This is a genomic window from Bifidobacterium callitrichos DSM 23973, from assembly GCF_000741175.1.
Lineage (GTDB): Bacteria > Actinomycetota > Actinomycetes > Actinomycetales > Bifidobacteriaceae > Bifidobacterium > Bifidobacterium callitrichos.
In genome coordinates this window covers 20,428-37,322 of record NZ_JGYS01000015.1, presented here as the reverse complement: position 1 = coordinate 37,322, position 16,895 = coordinate 20,428, and the positions used below count along the sequence as shown (strand labels likewise).

Annotated in this window: 16 protein-coding genes and 1 other RNA gene; 2 read left to right on the top strand and 15 right to left on the bottom strand. The window is 64.4% G+C overall.

Translation table 11 applies throughout. From position 1 onward, the window contains the following. Positions 1-72: 72 nt before the first annotated feature. From hpf to BCAL_RS08355, 9 genes are all read right to left on the bottom strand, one after another. Positions 73-735 carry a ribosome hibernation-promoting factor, HPF/YfiA family gene (gene hpf, locus BCAL_RS08390; RefSeq protein WP_043163835.1) on the bottom strand — a complete coding sequence of 221 codons (663 nt, stop codon included), beginning with the start codon at positions 733-735 and terminating at the stop codon, positions 73-75. A 274-nt stretch (positions 736-1,009) separates the two neighbouring features. Then, positions 1,010-1,382: RNase P RNA component class A (gene rnpB / locus BCAL_RS12345), an RNA gene on the bottom strand. A gap of 44 nt (positions 1,383-1,426) precedes the next feature. Then, positions 1,427-2,155, bottom strand: a complete 729-nt coding sequence (locus BCAL_RS08385) for a regulatory protein RecX (RefSeq protein WP_081887387.1) — start codon at positions 2,153-2,155, stop codon at positions 1,427-1,429. 2 nt (positions 2,156-2,157) lie between these two features. Continuing rightward, on the bottom strand, positions 2,158-3,417 hold the full coding sequence (gene recA / locus BCAL_RS08380; RefSeq protein ID WP_052118944.1) for a recombinase RecA: 1,260 nt from the start codon (positions 3,415-3,417) through the stop codon (positions 2,158-2,160). A 204-nt stretch (positions 3,418-3,621) separates the two neighbouring features. After that, positions 3,622-3,855 carry a DUF3046 domain-containing protein gene (locus tag BCAL_RS08375; RefSeq protein ID WP_043163967.1) on the bottom strand — a complete coding sequence of 78 codons (234 nt, stop codon included), beginning with the start codon at positions 3,853-3,855 and terminating at the stop codon, positions 3,622-3,624. Positions 3,856-4,004: 149 nt separating this feature from the next. Then, on the bottom strand, positions 4,005-4,520 hold the full coding sequence (locus BCAL_RS08370; RefSeq protein WP_043163833.1) for a helix-turn-helix domain-containing protein: 516 nt from the start codon (positions 4,518-4,520) through the stop codon (positions 4,005-4,007). Between the two features lie 75 nt (positions 4,521-4,595). Beyond that, positions 4,596-5,180: a CinA family protein gene (locus tag BCAL_RS08365; RefSeq protein ID WP_043163831.1), complete on the bottom strand. Its 585-nt coding sequence runs from the start codon at positions 5,178-5,180 to the stop codon at positions 4,596-4,598. A gap of 2 nt (positions 5,181-5,182) precedes the next feature. Continuing rightward, positions 5,183-5,827 (bottom strand): CDP-diacylglycerol--glycerol-3-phosphate 3-phosphatidyltransferase, encoded by a 645-nt coding sequence (gene pgsA / locus BCAL_RS08360; RefSeq protein ID WP_043163828.1) that lies wholly within the window; start codon positions 5,825-5,827, stop codon positions 5,183-5,185. A gap of 95 nt (positions 5,828-5,922) precedes the next feature. Beyond that, positions 5,923-8,640: an FtsK/SpoIIIE family DNA translocase gene (locus tag BCAL_RS08355; protein ID WP_420796826.1), complete on the bottom strand. Its 2,718-nt coding sequence runs from the start codon at positions 8,638-8,640 to the stop codon at positions 5,923-5,925. Positions 8,641-8,876: 236 nt separating this feature from the next. Here BCAL_RS08355 and BCAL_RS08350 point away from each other — a divergent pair, with 236 nt between their 5' ends. Beyond that, the gene (locus tag BCAL_RS08350) at positions 8,877-9,548 is read left to right on the top strand and encodes a Fic/DOC family protein (protein WP_181162499.1); all 672 of its coding nucleotides are present in this window, start codon (positions 8,877-8,879) and stop codon (positions 9,546-9,548) included. 63 nt (positions 9,549-9,611) lie between these two features. Here the strand turns inward: BCAL_RS08350 and miaA are convergent, their stop codons facing one another. The 4 genes from miaA to BCAL_RS08330 all read right to left on the bottom strand — a co-directional run bounded on the left by miaA (position 9,612) and on the right by BCAL_RS08330 (position 14,015). Next, complete coding sequence (gene miaA / locus BCAL_RS08345; RefSeq protein ID WP_043163824.1) at positions 9,612-10,625, bottom strand: tRNA (adenosine(37)-N6)-dimethylallyltransferase MiaA; 1,014 nt, start codon at positions 10,623-10,625, stop codon at positions 9,612-9,614. Beyond that, positions 10,612-12,072, bottom strand: coding sequence for a tRNA (N6-isopentenyl adenosine(37)-C2)-methylthiotransferase MiaB (gene miaB, locus BCAL_RS08340; protein ID WP_043163822.1), 1,461 nt, complete (start codon positions 12,070-12,072; stop codon positions 10,612-10,614). The genes miaA and miaB overlap by 14 nt, the downstream gene beginning before the upstream one ends. Positions 12,073-12,142: 70 nt before the next feature. Further along, the gene (gene tnpB, locus BCAL_RS08335; protein WP_043163820.1) at positions 12,143-13,441 is read right to left on the bottom strand and encodes an IS607 family element RNA-guided endonuclease TnpB; all 1,299 of its coding nucleotides are present in this window, start codon (positions 13,439-13,441) and stop codon (positions 12,143-12,145) included. Then, a complete protein-coding gene (locus BCAL_RS08330; RefSeq protein ID WP_043163818.1) occupies positions 13,434-14,015 on the bottom strand; it encodes an IS607 family transposase in 582 nt (193 codons plus the stop codon). The genes tnpB and BCAL_RS08330 overlap by 8 nt, the downstream gene beginning before the upstream one ends. A gap of 168 nt (positions 14,016-14,183) precedes the next feature. On the opposite strand from BCAL_RS08330, the gene BCAL_RS08325 reads away from it, so the two are divergent. Further along, positions 14,184-14,891 (top strand): GTP pyrophosphokinase, encoded by a 708-nt coding sequence (locus BCAL_RS08325; RefSeq protein WP_052118941.1) that lies wholly within the window; start codon positions 14,184-14,186, stop codon positions 14,889-14,891. On the opposite strand, the gene BCAL_RS08320 is transcribed toward BCAL_RS08325, so the two are convergent. Both BCAL_RS08320 and BCAL_RS08315 read right to left on the bottom strand, forming a co-directional pair. Continuing rightward, on the bottom strand, positions 14,845-15,804 hold the full coding sequence (locus tag BCAL_RS08320; RefSeq protein WP_043163814.1) for a DMT family transporter: 960 nt from the start codon (positions 15,802-15,804) through the stop codon (positions 14,845-14,847). The two genes, BCAL_RS08325 and BCAL_RS08320, sit on opposite strands and share 47 nt — an antisense overlap. A 175-nt stretch (positions 15,805-15,979) precedes the next feature. Beyond that, positions 15,980-16,876, bottom strand: a complete 897-nt coding sequence (locus BCAL_RS08315) for a Bax inhibitor-1/YccA family protein (protein ID WP_043163812.1) — start codon at positions 16,874-16,876, stop codon at positions 15,980-15,982. Positions 16,877-16,895: the final 19 nt, after the last annotated feature.

The window sequence follows — 16,895 nt, the reverse complement described above, 5'->3', positions numbered from 1 at the left end:
GATTGAACCGGTTGCGGGGACCTCATCGATCCGAATCATCGGTCCACATCACCTCGTGGACCGGCCGTCCCTTCACTGCTTGGCGACGTTCTCCGGGGTGTCGATCTCGAACACGCCGTAGCTCCAACCGTGACGGTGATAGACAACGGACGGACGACCGGTCTCCTTGTTGACGAACAGGAAGAAGTCGTGTCCGATCAGCTCCATCTCGTACAGGGCCTCGTCGATGCTCATCGGCTCGGCGATGTGCAGCTTGCGGCGGATGACGATCGGCGTGTCACCGACCTGGACCTCCACCGACTCACCCGGGCCGAGATCGGAGGCGACTGCGGCGGCGGGGCTGTTGTTCGGCTCCTCCGGCTCGTTCTCCTCCACACTCTCCGGCTCGACCACGCCCAGATCCACCGGGGCGGGGTTGGTGTAGCCGCGACGATGATCCTTACGACGATCGCGGGTGCGGCGCAGACGCAGGGTCAGCTTGTCGAGCGCCATGTCGAGCGCGCTGTACTCATCGGCGCTCGAGGCCTCGGCACGCACCACGGTGCTGCCGGCGATGATGGTGATTTCCACGCGCTTGGCGGTATCCGCCTGACGCGGGTTGCCCTCGTGGGTGACCACGACCTGCGCACGCTGCGCATCGGGGGCGATAGCGGTCACACGATTCATCTTGTTCTCTACGACATCACGGAACCTCTGCTTGATCTGCGTGTGACGTCCGGTAACGACGATTTCCATGTGGACCTCCCTTAACTCAAGCGGTCTCCCGCTATTTGCGTTCCGTTCGGCGTCTTCACCGACCGGGTATGACTCATTGTAGACGAACCTCGCGTAAACGACGGGAGAACTCGCGGGGAGCGATATGTTTCTTTTCCGACTTCACGACGAAATAATCCGGTACATATGCTGTGCGTTTGCCTTGATGCCATGTTCGTTTCGGCTCGGACATCCGCATGGACAAGCAGAAGCCGCCATTCCTGAGAAAGGCGGGGAATCAGGAAAGGGAAGAATAAAGGTGAGACCCCTTATACCCCGGGTTCTGTCGTCCCCGCGCGAACGCGGGAACGGATGGCCATCCATCTCGACCTGACGTCACCGCCAGGCTCTAGCAGCCTACCCGATGGCACGGGCGAGCAGCCCTTACCGCCATCTGCTTGGCCTTGCTCCCGATGAGGCTTGCCATGCGGCTCGCTGTTACCAGCGGCCCGGTGGTCTCTTACACCGCCGTTTCACCCTTACCCGTCGTGGACGGGCGGTCTGTTCTCTGCTGCGCTATCTCTCAGGTCACCCTGGGCGGACGTTATCCGCCATCGTGCTCTGTGGAGCCCGGAAGTTCCTCAGTCACTCGCAATGAAGTCCGCGACCGCGGCCATCAAGAGGTCTCACAAGCGGACCATTATACATAGCCTGCGGATATTGACCGCGTGGACTAGTCCAGCAGCTCGTGCGCCACGCGACGCAGCGTCTCCGGGTCATGCCCCTTGCGTCCGCCGGCCGACCATAGACGACGCTGGCGCACCTGCCTTTCAAGGCCCCGGGTTCTGCGCGCCACCTGACGCCCCAGCTCCCATGCGGCCTCCTCGAACACGCCCTCGCTTTCGGCCTCATCGGCCACGCTGGTGGCCAGTGCACAGTCGACCCCCTTGCGTGTGAGTTCCATGACGGTTCCCCGTCTGCCCATCATGCGGCCGGCGCAGTAGCGGACCACCGATTCGGCGTAGTCGCGGTCGTCAAGCAGATGAAGTTCGGTCAGTCGGCCGATGACCTCGTCGACGACACCGGCGGCGTACCCCTTATCAAGCAGACGGCCACGCAGCATGCCGGACGAGCGCGCCGCGGCGTCCAGCAGGCGCAGGGCCGCCTCACGACAGGCGTCCGCATCGGACGGGTCCTCCACTTCACCGTTGCCCTTTCCCCAGCGGGAGAACCTCGAGGGGCGAGCGGCACGGGAATCGCCGTCGTCATCCGGCGCGTTCTCGTCGATGGCATTCCCGTCGATGGCATTCCCGGTGTCGGCGCAGAACGACGGCCCGTGAGCGCCGCCCGTGAGCGCGTCATCCACACGGATGCCATTCTCACGGGCGGAACGAACGGGGTGCCCCGCGCTCCCCTCCGGCGCGACCGGATGACGCCGGAGGAACTCCTCGGCACTGATCATCGTCAGGCCTTGGTCCCGGACTTCGCCGTCGCGGAGGCGGATGAGGAGGCGGAAGCCGCGGCTGCGGATTTGCCCGACTTGGACGCAGTCGCGGATTTGGCTCCGGCACCGGCGTTGGCCGATGTCACGGACACGTCCTCGGTATTGGCGTCCGCCTCGGATGCCTGCTTGGTGGCGTCGTCCTCGGCGAACTGGTCGGTCGGTTTGATGAGGCCGAACTTCTCCTTGACCTTGTTCTCGATCTCCTCGGTGACGGCCGGGTTGTCCTTGAGGAACTGACGCACCTTCTCCCTGCCCTGACCCAGCTGGTCCTCTCCGTAGGTGAACCAGGAGCCGGACTTCTTGACGACGCCGACCTGGATGGCCATGTCGATCACGGAGCCCTCACGGGAGATGCCCTCGCCGTAGAGCATGTCGAACTCCGCGGACTTGAAGGGCGGGGCCATCTTGTTCTTGACGACCTTGACGCGCGTGCGGTTGCCGACGGCCTCCTCGCCGTTCTTGATGGTCTGGATGCGGCGGATGTCGAGGCGCACCGAGGAGTAGAACTTGAGCGCCTTGCCGCCGGTGGTGGTCTCCGGGCTGCCGAAGAACACGCCGATCTTCTCTCGCAGCTGGTTGATGAAGATGGCGGTGGTGCCCGCCTGGGCGAGCGCGCCGGTCATCTTGCGCAGCGCCTGGCTCATGAGTCGGGCCTGCAGACCGACGTGGCTGTCTCCCATGTCACCTTCGATCTCGGCCTTCGGCACGAGAGCCGCGACGGAGTCGACGACGATGACGTCGAGCGCCCCGGAACGGATGAGCATGTCGGCGATCTCCAGCGCCTGCTCGCCGTTGTCGGGCTGGGAGACGATCAGGGAATCGGTGTCGACGCCAAGCTTGCGCGCGTAGACGGGGTCGAGGGCGTGTTCGGCATCGATGAACGCGGCGACGCCGCCGGCCTTCTGCGCGTTGGCGACCACGTGCAGCGCCAGCGTGGTCTTGCCGGACGATTCGGGTCCGTAGATCTCGACGATGCGCCCCTTGGGCAGACCGCCGATGCCGAGCGCCATGTCGAGCGCGAGCGAACCGGTGGGGATGACCTCCACGTTCTGCTCCGGCCTGTCGCCCAGCCTCATCGCCGACCCCTTGCCGAAGTTCTTCTCGACCTGCGCCAGAGCGTTGTCGAGGGCGGCCTTGCGACGCGGATCGATCTCGTGCTTCGCATCCGATGCCGGCTGCTCCTTGGGCTTGTCCACGGAGGTGGTTGCTTTCTGTGCCATGCTATTTCTCCTTGATGGTTATGCGGATGGTCGCCCCTCACGCTACGGAACGCGTTCACTGCGGTGCAAGGCGCACCGCCTCCTGTGGTTGAAACCCCTCGCACGATGGTCGGCGTGGATAACTATAGCGCATAAGACGAACATTTGTTCGAATATAGGAACCGACACGCCAATCGGATACCGGACGGGAAACCAATGGGAAGGTCAGCGTGCGGGCATCGGCGGCGCATTGTGGCCCCGCCCCCACCGCTCGGCGTCGGGGACCCCCATCTGATCGCACAGCACGTTCCATACGACGCGCGGCTCCTCCCCCGCAGCCAGGGCCTCGACGACCGTCATGTTGTCCAGCTCGGTCAGCTGCTGGTCCTGCGACAATGCCCTGCCGTAGCTTCGACCGAACACCTCTTCGAGCAGCTGCCAGAATTCACGTTCCCTCACGAACATCACAGTCTAGCCGATGCGGTTCATCCCAGCAGCCGACGAACGAAAGAGGGCGGTCGGAATCCATTGTTCGGATTCCAACCGCCCCTATGACACCCTATGGCACGGATCACGACCGGATCCGCATGGCCCCGGCATGAACCTCGTTACGCCTCGACCATGTCGAGCCTGTCGGCGACCATGCGCAGCAGCTGCGCGGTGGACACGCCCAACGCCTCGGCGATGGAGCTGAGCAGCTCGGAGCTGGCCTCCTTCTGACCACGCTCCACCTCCGACAGATAGCCGAGCGAGACACCGGCCTTCTCGCTGACCTCGCGAAGGGTCTTGTGATCGCGCGAACGAAGATCTCGCAGCACCCGGCCGATGGCCTCACGCAGGGTGAGCTCGCCGGTCTCTCGGATCTGCTCCCTGGCGGCAGCGGCCGTCGTGGCCGCGCGAGGCGCACGCTCGGCGCTCTCCGCCTCGTCCCACATGCGGCGGCGGGCCTCCGCGGCATCGTCTTTTGCCTTCTTGGCGGCGCGCGCCATGAGCACCTGCTGCTGGGCGAACATGACGGCACGACGCTGAGCCGGGGTCAGCTCGCGCATGCGGGCGGTGCCGGGACGCACCATCGTCGCGGCCTTGATCTGCGTCTGTTCCTCGGTGCGGGTCATCGTCTCCATAATCCCCATCCCTTTCGTGTATGTCATGCAGGTACGATTGCCTTCTACTACGACCAACAGCGAAGGGGGTCGGTTTTATTCCTGTGAAATGCCTGTGAGTACGCTCACGATTCGCAGAACGCTGTCGACGGTACGTGTCCGCACCTGTTCGCGGCTGCCGTCAAGTCGAAGTTCGACGGCGACGGTGAGACGACCGTCGCGGCTCTCGCTCACCCCGCATCCGCCGCGCAGCGACTCCATCGGATGCAGCAGATCGGGCAGATCCAATGCCGCCGGGAAGGAGACGCCGACGTATACGAGCCCGGCCGGCTTGTCGCCGTCGGGGCCGGGACCGGCCACGCCGGTCGTCGACAGTCCCATGATGCGATCGTCGTATTCGGGCTGCGCATACAGACGCGCGGTCGCCGCGGCCATCTGGCGGGCAACTTCGGGATGCACGGCCCCCTCCCGCTCAAGCAGCTCTCGATCCACATGGAGGATCCGATCCTTGGCTCTGATGTCGTAGGTGACGGCGGAGCCCAGAAAGACCTTGGAGGCCCCCGGCACACGCACGAAGGCGTCGGCCAGAAGACCTCCGGTGAGCGACTCGGCGCATGCGATCCTCAGGTTCTCCCGTTCGCACCACCGCAGCAGCGCGGCGGCGAGCGTCTCGGGACGCATGGTCACTTCCTCTTCGAGCCGATGAACGTGTTGTACAGGTACACGCCACCGGAGTAGAGGCACAACACCAGAGCCACGTACAGCATCGCGTAGGTGAGGAAGTAGTAGCCCTCCAGCCATGCCGGAGTGGCCTGGCCATCATCGAAGATCCAGAACGGCAGCAGCAGCAGGGACAGGCCGATGCACTGGAAGAGCGTCTTGAGCTTGCCCGGCCATGCGGCGGCGATGACCTTGCCGCCGGGGCGTTCCATCACGAAGAAACGCATCACGGTGATGCCGATCTCGCGGATGAGGAACAGCGCCGTGGCCCACCACGGGAACTCGTCGAACACGGAGGCGACGATCAGCGCACCGCAGGTGAGCAGCTTGTCGGCGATCGGATCCATGAGCTTGCCCAGCTCGGTGACCTGATTGTATTTGCGAGCCATCCATCCATCGAGCTTATCGGTGGACGCGGCGATGATGAAGATCACGCCGGCAACCCAGCGCATCGTGGGGTTGTCCTCTCCCCACGCGCCGGCGGCGATGTACAGCCCGAGGAAGATCACCACGAGCACGATGCGCGAGTAAGTGACGAGGTTCGGCGGGGCGTTCCAGCCATCAAAAAGCGACGACTTCTTGTTTTCGATAGTCTGTTCGTCAGTCATGATCCTCACAGTACCCTCACTTGTCTACACCGTTGCTGGCTTTCGTCTGACCGTGAAGTGGATATGGCCCGACAAACGGCTGGACGTCGTCGCCACTACTCCTGAGGCTGCGGGCCTAAGGTCGGACCTGCTGCCTGACCGGAGGACTGCAGCGAACCGGTCTCGCCCCTGATGAACGCGAGCACGGCCGGCAGATCCTGCGGCTGGACAAGCACCTGACGCGCCTTCGACCCCTCGGAGGGACCGACCACACCACGCGATTCCAACAGGTCCATGAGACGACCCGCCTTGGCGAAGCCGACCCTGAGCTTGCGCTGGAGCATCGATGTGGAGCCGAACTGCGTGGTGACGACGAGCTCGGCCGCCTGCAGCAGCACGTCCATATCGTCGCCGATCTCCTCGTCCGGCTCGAGTCCCTTCTTCTCGCTCTCCTGGGCCATCTGCTCGATGTCCTCGCGGTACTTGGGCTTGCGCTGGGTGCGCACGAACTCGACCGCCTTGCGGATCTCGGATTCGGAGACCCACGATCCCTGCACACGGCGCGGCTTGGCCTCGCCCATGGGCAGGAACAGCGCATCGCCCTGGCCGATCAGCGTCTCCGCGCCGGTGGTATCGAGAATGACCCTGGAATCCGTGGCGGACGACGTCGCGAATGCGAGACGCGAGGGGATGTTCGCCTTGATCAGACCGGTGACGACGTCGACCGACGGCCTCTGCGTGGCGAGCACCAGATGCACGCCGGCGGCGCGCGCCAGCTGCGTGATGCGCTGGATCGAGCTCTCGACGTCGTTCTTGGCGACCATCATGAGATCGGCCATCTCGTCGACCACGACGAGGATGTACGGGTAGGGCGCGACCTTACGGCCCGAACCGGCCGGCGCGTGCACCTTGCCGGCGCGCACCGCCTCGTTGAAGTCCTTGACGTGTCGGAAGCCGAAGTACTCCAGATCGGAGTAGCGCGAGTCCATCTCCTTGACGACCCATTCGAGGGCCTGCGCGGCCTTCTTCGGATCCGTGATGATCGGCGTCAGCAGATGCGGGATGCCCGCGTATGCGGACAGTTCGACGCGCTTGGGGTCGACCATGATCAGACGCACCTGATCAGGAGTGGCGCGCATGATGATCGAGGTGAGCATCGAGTTGATGAAGCTGGACTTGCCGGAACCGGTGGCGCCTGCGACCAGCAGGTGCGGCATCTTGGTCAGATCGGCGGTGACGAACTTGCCCTCGACGTCCTTGCCCACGCCCGTGAGCATGGGGTTCGGGTCGTTCATCGCGCCCGGGGAGCGCAGCACGTCGCCCAGATGCACGATCTCTCGATCCTCGTTCGGGATCTCGATGCCGATGGCCGACTTGCCGGGAATCGGGGAGAGGATGCGCACGTCGGAGCTGGCCACCGCATAGGCGATGTTGCGCTGCAGATTGGTGACCTTCTCCACCTTGACGCCGGGCGCGAGCTCGACCTCGTACTGGGTGACGGACGGGCCGCGCAGGAAGCCGACGACCTTCGCGTCGACCTTGAACTGCTGGAACGTGGAGGTCAGAGCGCGGATCACGCGGTCGTTGGCCGGGGTGCGCGCCGCATGGGGCTTGCCCTTGACCAGCAGGTTGACGTCGGGCAGCTGGTAGGGCTGTTCGACGACGGGGAGACCATCCGAGGTGTCGTCCGAGACCGCAGGGGAATCGCCGTACGACGCATCGGACGACGTGCCAAGTGCCGCCGACGGCAGACGGCTCTCGTCCGTGTCGGCGCCGTATGCCCCCGATCCGGCGCCCATGGCGACCGTCGCCGGTTCGACGGCGGGGAACGCGGAGCTCGACGGCACCGACGCGGCCGCATCCGCTCCGCCGGCACGTGAGGTGACGGGAGCCCACGGATCGACACCGATGCCGTTGGGCGTGGAGGAGACGGGAACCGCAAAGGTGGCGTCATCCTGGTCGACGGCGTTGAACGGAGCCGAGATCGGCGTCAGCGGCACCGTGGACGAGGCATCGACCACCGGCGTCTCCGCGGTCTGTCCATGATGGCGGGCCGCGTTCACGAACGGGTCATCGGCCTCATAGCGGTCGAGGGAGCGGTCCTCGTCATCCTTGCGACGGAAACCGAACAGGCGCTCGAGCAACGACGGCTTTCGCGATCCGGGATTCGCGTGGTTCTCCTCGTCGTCGCCGTCATGCGTCGGCACGCCGTCGGCGAAGCGGATCGAATCGTCATCGGCATCATCTCCGGCATCGCCGCTCTTCGCCTCGCCGACCACTCCCCTGACCAGATCAGGCAGATCGGTGACGTGCACGCCGGCGACCAGCATGATGGAGAACAGGGCGATCACGACGAACACCGCGATCGCGAACGCCTTCGACAGTCCGATCTCCAGCGGGGTGCCGAGCATGTAGCCGATCAGACCGCCGGCGTTCTGCAGTTCATGCCAGTCGAATCCGTTCGCGCCAGCGGAGAACGCGATATCGATGATCGAGCATACGGACCACAGCAGCAGGCCCCATCCGGTCATCACCCTCGGATTGTTCGACCCCTTGCCGGAATTGCGCATCAGACGAATCGCGGCATACACCAGCAGCACGGGCAGCACGACGCTCGTCATGCCGAGCACGCCTGCCGCGATCGAATGAAGGAACACACCGAACGGCCCCGATACACGGAACCATTCCGAGGCGCAGAACAGCACCGCCAGAACGATGAGGATGAAGCACAGGCCGTCACGGCGGTATGCGGGGTCGTACTCCCCCACCCCGGACGCCGAACGGACCGCGGCCCCCAGCGCACGCGGCACGGCGAGCAGCATCCTCTTCCACATCGGTTCGTCGAACCCCTCGGCGGAACCGCTGTTCGCGCCGGTCTTCCCTCTGCCTGCATTGGATCGTGTCTTTGCCATAACGCTACCAATCTACCGAACCGGATGTATCCGAATCCCGGTTTTCACCCAATCGTCGCGAACTCTTCCCGTGCGCGATGGTCTACCATATTGGTATGACTCCTGCGGAACGTGCGAGCGCAGTCGCATTTGCACTCAAGAACTGCGCGCTGGAAGCGATGACGCCGGGCGAGGCGACGAGGCGCGCCGCGGCGGACTACGAGGCCGGCCATATCGACGTGGCCAGGCTGATCGATGTGGCGGACGGTGATCAGCTCCCCGCATCGGGCGTGTTCGCCCGTAACGTGCTGATCGCCGAACGCGGCTGGAGGCCGAGTGGCGATCTGTCCGAACTCGTCGCCATCCACAGGGCGCTGTTCGAAGGCGTGTTCGACGACGCGGGACTGCTGCGCACCTCGGACACGACACGCAAGGCCACGCATGACGAGGCGCGGGCAAGCAATCCGGAGGCGTTCTTCCCCGCCTCGCTCATCGAGACCGGTGCGCTGAACATCGCCACCGAGTTGGCCGAGCAGCATAATCTGCAGGCGTTGGACCGGGACGTGTTCATACCGAAGTTCGCCCACATCTATGACGAGCTCGGCTACCTGCACCCGTTCAGGGGCGGCAACGCGATGACGCTGCGCGTGTTCGGATCCCGTCTTGCGCACGACGCCGGATGGGACCTCGACTGGGGCCCGGTAACGCGTGAACGCTACAGGCAGGCCAAGCATGCGGCGTATCTGGCGGACACTTCGGTGTTCGAGCGCCTGTTCGCCGAGATGATCCGCCCCGCGAATCCGACGAGGGTGTTCCTCATCGCCGGATTCGAGCAAGGGCCCGCGCACTGAGCGTCCGATCGCGTCCGTCCGGTCGCAATCGGACGCGATCGCAATCGGACGCGATCAGCCCGGTCAGACGATGTCGCCCAGATGGTGCTGCGTGTACTCGTCGGCCTTCGCGTCGATGGCGTCATAGTCGCCGGCATCAGCATGCGCGATGACCGCCATGGCGTTGTCCACCAAACGCGGGTTCAGCGCCTGAAGCCAGTGGATGCGCGGGTCGCGGCCGAACCAGCCCATCTGCTTGCGTGCCAGACGGCGGGTCTTCTGCGCGATGTCGTTCCACGCGTCGTCATCCTCATCCCACATGCCGTCCAGCAGATCGATCATCTGCTGGTATCCAAGCGCCCTTCCGGCGGTGAATCCCAGATGCGGACGAAGTCGACGAACCTCCTCCAGGAAGCCCTGCTCGCGCATCCGCTCGGTACGGATGCCGATACGGCGGTCGAGCTCCCTCCTGTCCAGATCGAGACCGATCTGGACAGATGGGATGACGTAGCGGTATCGGGGCAGGCTCGCCGAATACGGACGTCCGGTGATCTCGATGACCTCAAGCGCGCGGATCGTACGACGCGGGTTGCGCGGATCCATGCGCGCCGCCGCCTCGGGGTCCTTGTCCCGAAGCTCGTCGAACAGCGCTCCGGCGCCCTCGAGCCGTTCGCGTTCCTCGAGGCGCGCACGCACCTGCGGATCGGTGCCGGGGAAGCTGATGTCGTCGATGGCCGCCCGGGCGTACAGGCCCGATCCGCCGACCAGGATCGGCCGGACGCCACGTGCCTTCAGTTCGGCGATGGCGGTACGGGCGAGCTGCTGGAACTTCGCTACGGTCATCGTCTCGTCAGGGTCGATGATGTCGATGAGATGATGCGGCACCTCGGCCTGCTCCTCGGCGGTCGGCTTGGCCGTGCCGATATCCATGCCGCGATACATCTGATAGGCGTCCGCGTTGACGATCTCGGCGCGCTCCCCCTGTTCGGCGAGCCGCTTGGCGATGGCGATGCCGAGCCCGGTCTTGCCGGAGGCGGTGGGTCCGACGATGGAGACGATGCGCGGTTTGCGATCAGTGGCGGACTCAGTGGCGGACATGGTAGGTCTGTCCCTTCCTCGGATCGGGATCGGCGATGAGGTTGTGTCGTCCGGCGTGGGTGACGGTGGCGGTGACGAAATCACCAATCTGCGGAGTCGGCTCGCCCTCCGGCACGCGGATGTGCACGAGCACACCCGTCCGCTCGCGTCCGGTGACGCGATGCGTGTCAGAGTCCTTCTTGCCCTGCATGCCGGTGATCATCACCTCGACGTCACGGCCTTCGAACGTGGCGAGGTTCTCCTCGGTGATCCGCTCCTGCAGGGCGACGAGACGATCGAAGCGCTCCTGGACCACATCATGCGGGATCTGCGGCATGGAGGCGGCGGGGGTCCCGGGACGGGGCGAGTAGATGAACATGAACGCCGAGGAGAAGCGGGCCTCGCGGACCACGTCCAGCGTGGCCTGGAATTCCTCCTCCGTCTCCCCGGGGAATCCGACGATCACGTCGGTGGAGATCTGCGCGTCCGGCATGGCGGCGCGGATGCGCCCGAGGATGTCCATGAACTTGGCGGAGCGGTAGGATCGGCGCATCGCGCGCAGGATGCGGTCGGAGCCGGACTGCAGCGGGAAGTGCAGCTGGTGCATGACGTTCGGAGTCTCGGCCATCGCGGCGATGACGTCATCGGTGAACGCCGCCGGATGCGGTGAGGTGAAGCGCACACGCTCGAGGCCTTCGATCGTGCCGCAGGCGCGCAGCAGCTTGCTGAACGCGTAGCGATCGCCCATGCCGTAGCCGAAGGAGTTCACGTTCTGGCCGAGCAGCGTGACCTCCTTCGCGCCATTGGCCACGCAGGTGCGAATCTCGTCGAGGATGTCGCCGGGACGACGGTCCTTCTCCTTGCCTCGGGTGGTGGGCACGATGCAGAACGTGCAGGTGTTGTTGCAGCCCACGGAGATCGCGACCCAGGAGCTCACGCGCGAGGCACGGGCGGCAGGCAGCTGGCTGGGCATCAGGTCGAGCTTGTCGGCGACCTCGACCTGGGGCTTGCCGGTGATGCGGTTCTGGTCGAGCAGCCTCGGCAGCACGTCGATGTTCTTCGTGCCGAAGACGGCGGAGACCCATGGCGCCTTGTCGGCGATCTTCCTGCGGTCGATCTGGGCCATGCATCCGCCGACGGCGATCTGCAGGTTCGGACGATGCAGCTTGACACGGTTGTAGCGGCCCACGGTGCCGTACATCTTCTCAGTGGCGTTCTCACGCACTGCGCAGGTGTTGAGCACGATCAGGTCGAGATCGTTGTCGAGCACCTGCTCCTCGCTGGCGGGCACGTAGCCGTCCGCCTCGAGTACACCCGCGATGCGTTCGGAATCATGCACGTTCATCTGGCAGCCCAGCGTGTCGATGTGGAACACGCCCTTGCCGCGCGATCCGGCGAGGGCCTGGGCCTCGGCCGTGCCGGCCTCAATCGAGGCGCGCTCCGCCTCGGTCATCATGTCTTCATTCATAGCGGCTCATTCTATGAGACGGTCGCGTCATGCCTCGATCGGCATGGAACCATCGACGGACCGTTGCAAGCTAGTTTGTTTTGGCTTGCAGGACGGTCTTGCGGCCGTCCGCTCCAAGGCTCATGCCACCGTGGTGACTGCTTGGTTCGCACTTCACCGCGGTTTGCCCGGCATCCCACGGGACGCCGGGTCTTACGTCCGCTCCATGCGCGTTTAGGGTCTCCGGGGCACTCCCGGCGACCATGATGTTGATCGCGGCGTTCAGGTCGCGGTCCATGATGAGACCGCACCCGTCGCACCGGTAGACGCGCTCGTCGAGGGAGAGCTTGGCTTTCACCCTCCCGCAGTCCGAGCATGTCTTGCTTGACGGATACCAGCGGTCGACGACGTGCAGCCGTGCGCCGGTGCGCGCGGTCTTGTACTCCAATTGACGTCGCAGCTCATGGAAGGACGCGTCCTCGACCGCCTTGGCGAGCCGATGGTTCCTGACCATGCCGGCCACGTTCAGGTCCTCGATCGAGATGTCCGAGTAGATGGAGGCGAGCCGTGTGGTCAGCTTGTGCAGCAGGTCGCGGCGCTGGTTGGCGACTCGCGCGTGCAGACGGGCCACGCGTTCGCGCGTCCTGCGCCGACGGTTAGACCCCCTCGTCCTGCGTGACAATGCCTTCTGCACGCGTCTCAACCGATGTTCACTGCCCTCCAACGCGTGCGGGTTGGCGATGACGGTCCCGTCGGAAAGCGTCGCCAGCGTCCTGACCCCCAGATCGATGCCGACCGCACCGCCCCTCGACGGGGTCGCGGGCGCGGGATCGGCGCGTTCCACGGTCAACGAGGCGTGCCAGCGGCACGCGTGCCGGCTGACGGTCATGCGCAGCACCCGACCATCGCCGACCCGCTTCGCCACGTTCTCCATGCAGTGCACGCGGCCGATCCGGGGCAGTCTCAACGCCCTGGGATCACCGGGGATGGGACCGTACGAGCCGGTCGTGTACGCGAACCGGGGCGTCGCACGATCCTTCGACCGGAACCCGGGGAAGCCGACGCGACGTCCTTTGCGCTGCCCCTTGCGGCTTTCCGACCAGTTCCTCAGGGCGTTCGACAGGGCTTCCAAACCACTGTTGTAGGCTTCCTTGCTGTTCTCCCGCCACCACGGCACACCGTCCTTGTCCACGGCCAGCGTGTCCTTGTTGGCATTCCACCAGCGTCGCAGCGCGTACAACGACCACTCCGGTCTTTCCTGTGCGTCGATCATCGCCTTGACGTGGGCAAGCCCGGCGTTGAACGAGAAACGCGCCGCCCCCGCATGCGAGGACAGCAAACGCTCCTGCGCCGGCGTGGGGTCCAACACGACCTTGACCGCCTCAAGCATCACGCGCCGCCCTCAACACGGCCTCCACCTTGCTCCTGGCGGCACGACGGCCATACAGGCGCGCGCAGAACGAGGTCAGCACCTCGGTCATATCACGCACCAGATCATCATCCAGCTCCGAATCGTCCACGACGATCAGCCTGCGCCCCTGCGCCTTCAACGCGGACTCGACCAGTCCCGCATTCATACGCGCCAGTCGGTCACGATGCTCCACAATGATGGTGCCGACCGTGGGATCGGCGAGGATGCGGTTCAATCTGCGGCGCTTGTCGTCCATGCCGCTGCCGGTCTCGCACACCACTTCGGGGGATTCGACCCCCATGCCGATGGCGAACGCCTTCAACCGGTCCGCCTGCCGCGTCAGATCCGCCTTCTGATCGGATGAGGAGACACGCACATAGCAGACCGTACGCGAACCCGCATCGGGAGCGAATGGCCTCTCATACTTCGGATCGTGGATGAGCCACACGCTCCCCGACCGTTCGAACGGGACCGGCATACGGTTCTCACGACACCACTTCCACACCGTCTGCTCGTTCAACCCCTCACGAGCCGCCCATTCCTTCGCACGCATGAAATAAACCATAACACGCCAGAACAAAGCAAATCAAACCAACAAAGCATCAGATGGTAACCCCATCGACGAGACGGTCGGGTCGTGCGAAGATTCCCCGGCAACATTCAGGTTCGCCGCGGCGAGGACGATAGAATATGACCCGTGATACTTGACCGACAGTCCAAAATGAGCACCACTGATCTGAAGGCACGTCTCAAGGGCCTGAGTCTGGCGGACGGCACGTTCGACGCCGACCAGATCACCGAATTCATCGACCTCATGCAGGTGTACGAAGGTGCGATGTACGAGATCTCGACGAAACTGGAGATCCTCGACGGCGAGTTCCAGGTGCGGTTCAGCCACAATCCGATCCACCACATGGAACGCCGACTGAAGTCGGTGAACTCCATCATGGGCAAGCTGGAACGCAAGGGACTGCCGCTGGCGGTGAACTCCATCAAGGACAACCTGTTCGACGTGGCCGGCATCCGCGTGATCTGCAACTACCGGGATGACGTGTATTCAGTGTCGAACTACCTGTCCGCCCAGTCGGACATTCAGGTGCTGCGCGTCAAGGACTACATCAAGAACCCGAAGCAGAACGGCTACCGTTCGCTGCATGTGATCTACGCGGTGCCGGTGTTCCTGTCCTCGGGCGCGCACTACACGCCGGTGGAGGTGCAGTTCCGCACCATCGCGATGGACTACTGGGCGAGCCTCGAACACGCGCTGCGCTACAAGACCGACCTGCCGGACGCCAAGCTCAGCGAGCATTCGCAGACGTTGCTCGACTGCGCACGCAGCCTGCAGAACATCGAGGTGCAGATGCAGAACATCCACCGCGACATCAACGGTGCGCCTCAGGTCGAGGAGACGCCGAAGACGACGAACTGAGCCGTTTCGGCACTCTGGCGGGAGCCTGCGCGAGCAGGGTTCCCGCGAAGATGAGCGCACATCCGAGGTAGCCGCGCGGCGTCATCACCTCGCCGAGGAAGATCGCGCCGCCCACCACCGAGAAGAACGACTCAAGGCTCATCAGCAGACTGGCGCGGGTGGGAGGCACCCACTGCTGGCCTATCGCCTGCAGCGTGTAGGCGATGCCCACCGATCCGATTCCGGCATAGACGATCGGAGGCCATGCCGCCACGGCTCCATCCCAGTCGATGGAGCCTTCGATCGCCGAACCGATCCAGCTCAGCACCGCGGTGGTGGAGAACTGCACGAAGGAGAGCATGATCGCGTCGACATGTGATCCGAGCTCATCGATGACGAGGATGTGTGTGGCGAACAGCACCGCGGTGAACAGTAGCAGCAGATCGGCCAGACCGAGGGATCCGAAGCCGTCGGTCACGCATAGCAGGTAGAAGCCGATGACCGCAAGCATCACGGCGACGACGACAAGGATGCCGATGCGTCGACGTAGGAACACGAAGGCGAGCAACGGCACGATCACGATGTACAGGGCGGTGATGAACCCGGCGCGTCCGGCCGATTTGCCGTAGAGGATGCCGTATTGCTGGAGGGTGCTTGCGGTGAAGAGCACAACACCGCAGATCATGCCGACGACGACGGGGCTGGCGAGAATCGTCCTGCCGACGGTGTCGACGCCTTCGACGCCGTCATGTGCCGCCGTCCTGCCGTCCGTCCTCCTGCGCCGATGCAGCACCAGCAGCACCGGCAGCAGGGAGAGCGCGCCGAGCGTGAATCTGGTGGCGTTGAAGAACAACGGGGTGACCGCATCCATGCCCTGCACCTGCGCGACGAATGCGAATCCCCAGATCAGCGCGCATACTACGAGGCACGCCATGCCCACGATATCCTGTCTTCTCATGGGGACCAACGTAGCGCCGGCGTATTGCGGGCATGAAAAAGCCCGACCACATGGTGGTCGGGCGTATCGGATGTTCCCCTGTGCTCAGTGGGCCGGAGTCTGTTCGACCGTTGCTGCCATCAGGGTCGCATCAGTGTGATTCCCAAGATCATTAGTCCCTGTTGCCGAAGAGCTGAAGGATGTACAGGAACATGTTCACGAAGTCGAGGTACAGGTTCAGCGCGCACAGAATGGAGATCTTCCTGATCATCTCCGGACCCTGCGCCTCGTACTGGGCGAACAGGGCGCGCGTGGACTGCGCATCGTACATGGTCATGCCGGCGAACAGGATCAGGCCGAAGGCGCACATGATCTGCGTCATGCCGGAGACGCCGGGGATGAGCATGAGCACGAACTGGGAGATGATGAGCACGATCAGGCCGACCATGAGGATCGGACCGAACTTGAGCATGTCGAACTTGGTGGTGAGGCTGAACATCGTCAGCGCGAAGAAGAACGCGGCGGTGATGCCCAGCGCAATGCCGATCGATCCCAGATCGTAGACCATGAATATCGAGCTCAGGGTGAAGCCCATGAGCGCCGCATACACATAGAACATCGCACGCGCGGCACCGACGCTCATCTTCATGATGCGCGCGCCGAGTATGACGGCGAGCGCCACCTGTACGACGCACAGGCCGATGAGGCCGAGCATGCCGGTGGACATGAGGAACGCGTAGTACAGTCCGCTTGCCTGTCCGAGGACGGCGACGACGGCGGTCACGATCAGACCGATGGTCATCTCGCCGTAGGCCTTGGTGACGGAGACGCGACGCGCCTCCTCGTAGGAGTAGGCGACCTGCGCGTCGATGGCGGCACCCGCGCCGCCCTGTCCGGCGTAAGCGTACTGGGGCTGGGCGTAGGGCTGCTGGTACTGGGGCTGCTGGTTCGCGTTCGCGTACTGGTACTGCTGCTGATACTGCTGGCCGGCACCGTATCCGGTGTTGAGGTTGTTGCCACCCTGCGGCTCGTAGTTCGGGTTTGGCTGGGGCTGCTGACCGAATGTCATGTTGGCTCCTTTGGTATTC

Excerpts from the sequence above, each read along its gene's own strand:
- BCAL_RS08320 (WP_043163814.1), bottom strand. The coding sequence starts at position 15,804 with ATGGCGTGCCTCGTAGTATGCGCGCTGATCTGGGGATTCGCATTCGTC.
- BCAL_RS08365 (WP_043163831.1), bottom strand. The coding sequence starts at position 5,180 with ATGCGTCCCGAGACGCTCGCCGCCGCGCTGCTGCGGTGGTGCGAACGG.
- BCAL_RS08355 (WP_420796826.1), bottom strand. The coding sequence starts at position 8,640 with ATGTGGAAGAGGATGCTGCTCGCCGTGCCGCGTGCGCTGGGGGCCGCG.
- miaA (WP_043163824.1), bottom strand. The coding sequence starts at position 10,625 with ATGTCCGCCACTGAGTCCGCCACTGATCGCAAACCGCGCATCGTCTCC.
- BCAL_RS08325 (WP_052118941.1), top strand. The coding sequence starts at position 14,184 with ATGAGCACCACTGATCTGAAGGCACGTCTCAAGGGCCTGAGTCTGGCG.
- hpf (WP_043163835.1), bottom strand. The coding sequence starts at position 735 with ATGGAAATCGTCGTTACCGGACGTCACACGCAGATCAAGCAGAGGTTC.
- tnpB (WP_043163820.1), bottom strand. The coding sequence starts at position 13,441 with ATGCTTGAGGCGGTCAAGGTCGTGTTGGACCCCACGCCGGCGCAGGAG.
- BCAL_RS08330 (WP_043163818.1), bottom strand. The coding sequence starts at position 14,015 with ATGCGTGCGAAGGAATGGGCGGCTCGTGAGGGGTTGAACGAGCAGACG.
- BCAL_RS08315 (WP_043163812.1), bottom strand. The coding sequence starts at position 16,876 with ATGACATTCGGTCAGCAGCCCCAGCCAAACCCGAACTACGAGCCGCAG.
- pgsA (WP_043163828.1), bottom strand. The coding sequence starts at position 5,827 with ATGACTGACGAACAGACTATCGAAAACAAGAAGTCGTCGCTTTTTGAT.
- miaB (WP_043163822.1), bottom strand. The coding sequence starts at position 12,072 with ATGAATGAAGACATGATGACCGAGGCGGAGCGCGCCTCGATTGAGGCC.
- BCAL_RS08385 (WP_081887387.1), bottom strand. The coding sequence starts at position 2,155 with ATGATCAGTGCCGAGGAGTTCCTCCGGCGTCATCCGGTCGCGCCGGAG.
- recA (WP_052118944.1), bottom strand. The coding sequence starts at position 3,417 with ATGGCACAGAAAGCAACCACCTCCGTGGACAAGCCCAAGGAGCAGCCG.
- BCAL_RS08370 (WP_043163833.1), bottom strand. The coding sequence starts at position 4,520 with ATGGAGACGATGACCCGCACCGAGGAACAGACGCAGATCAAGGCCGCG.
- BCAL_RS08350 (WP_181162499.1), top strand. The coding sequence starts at position 8,877 with ATGACGCCGGGCGAGGCGACGAGGCGCGCCGCGGCGGACTACGAGGCC.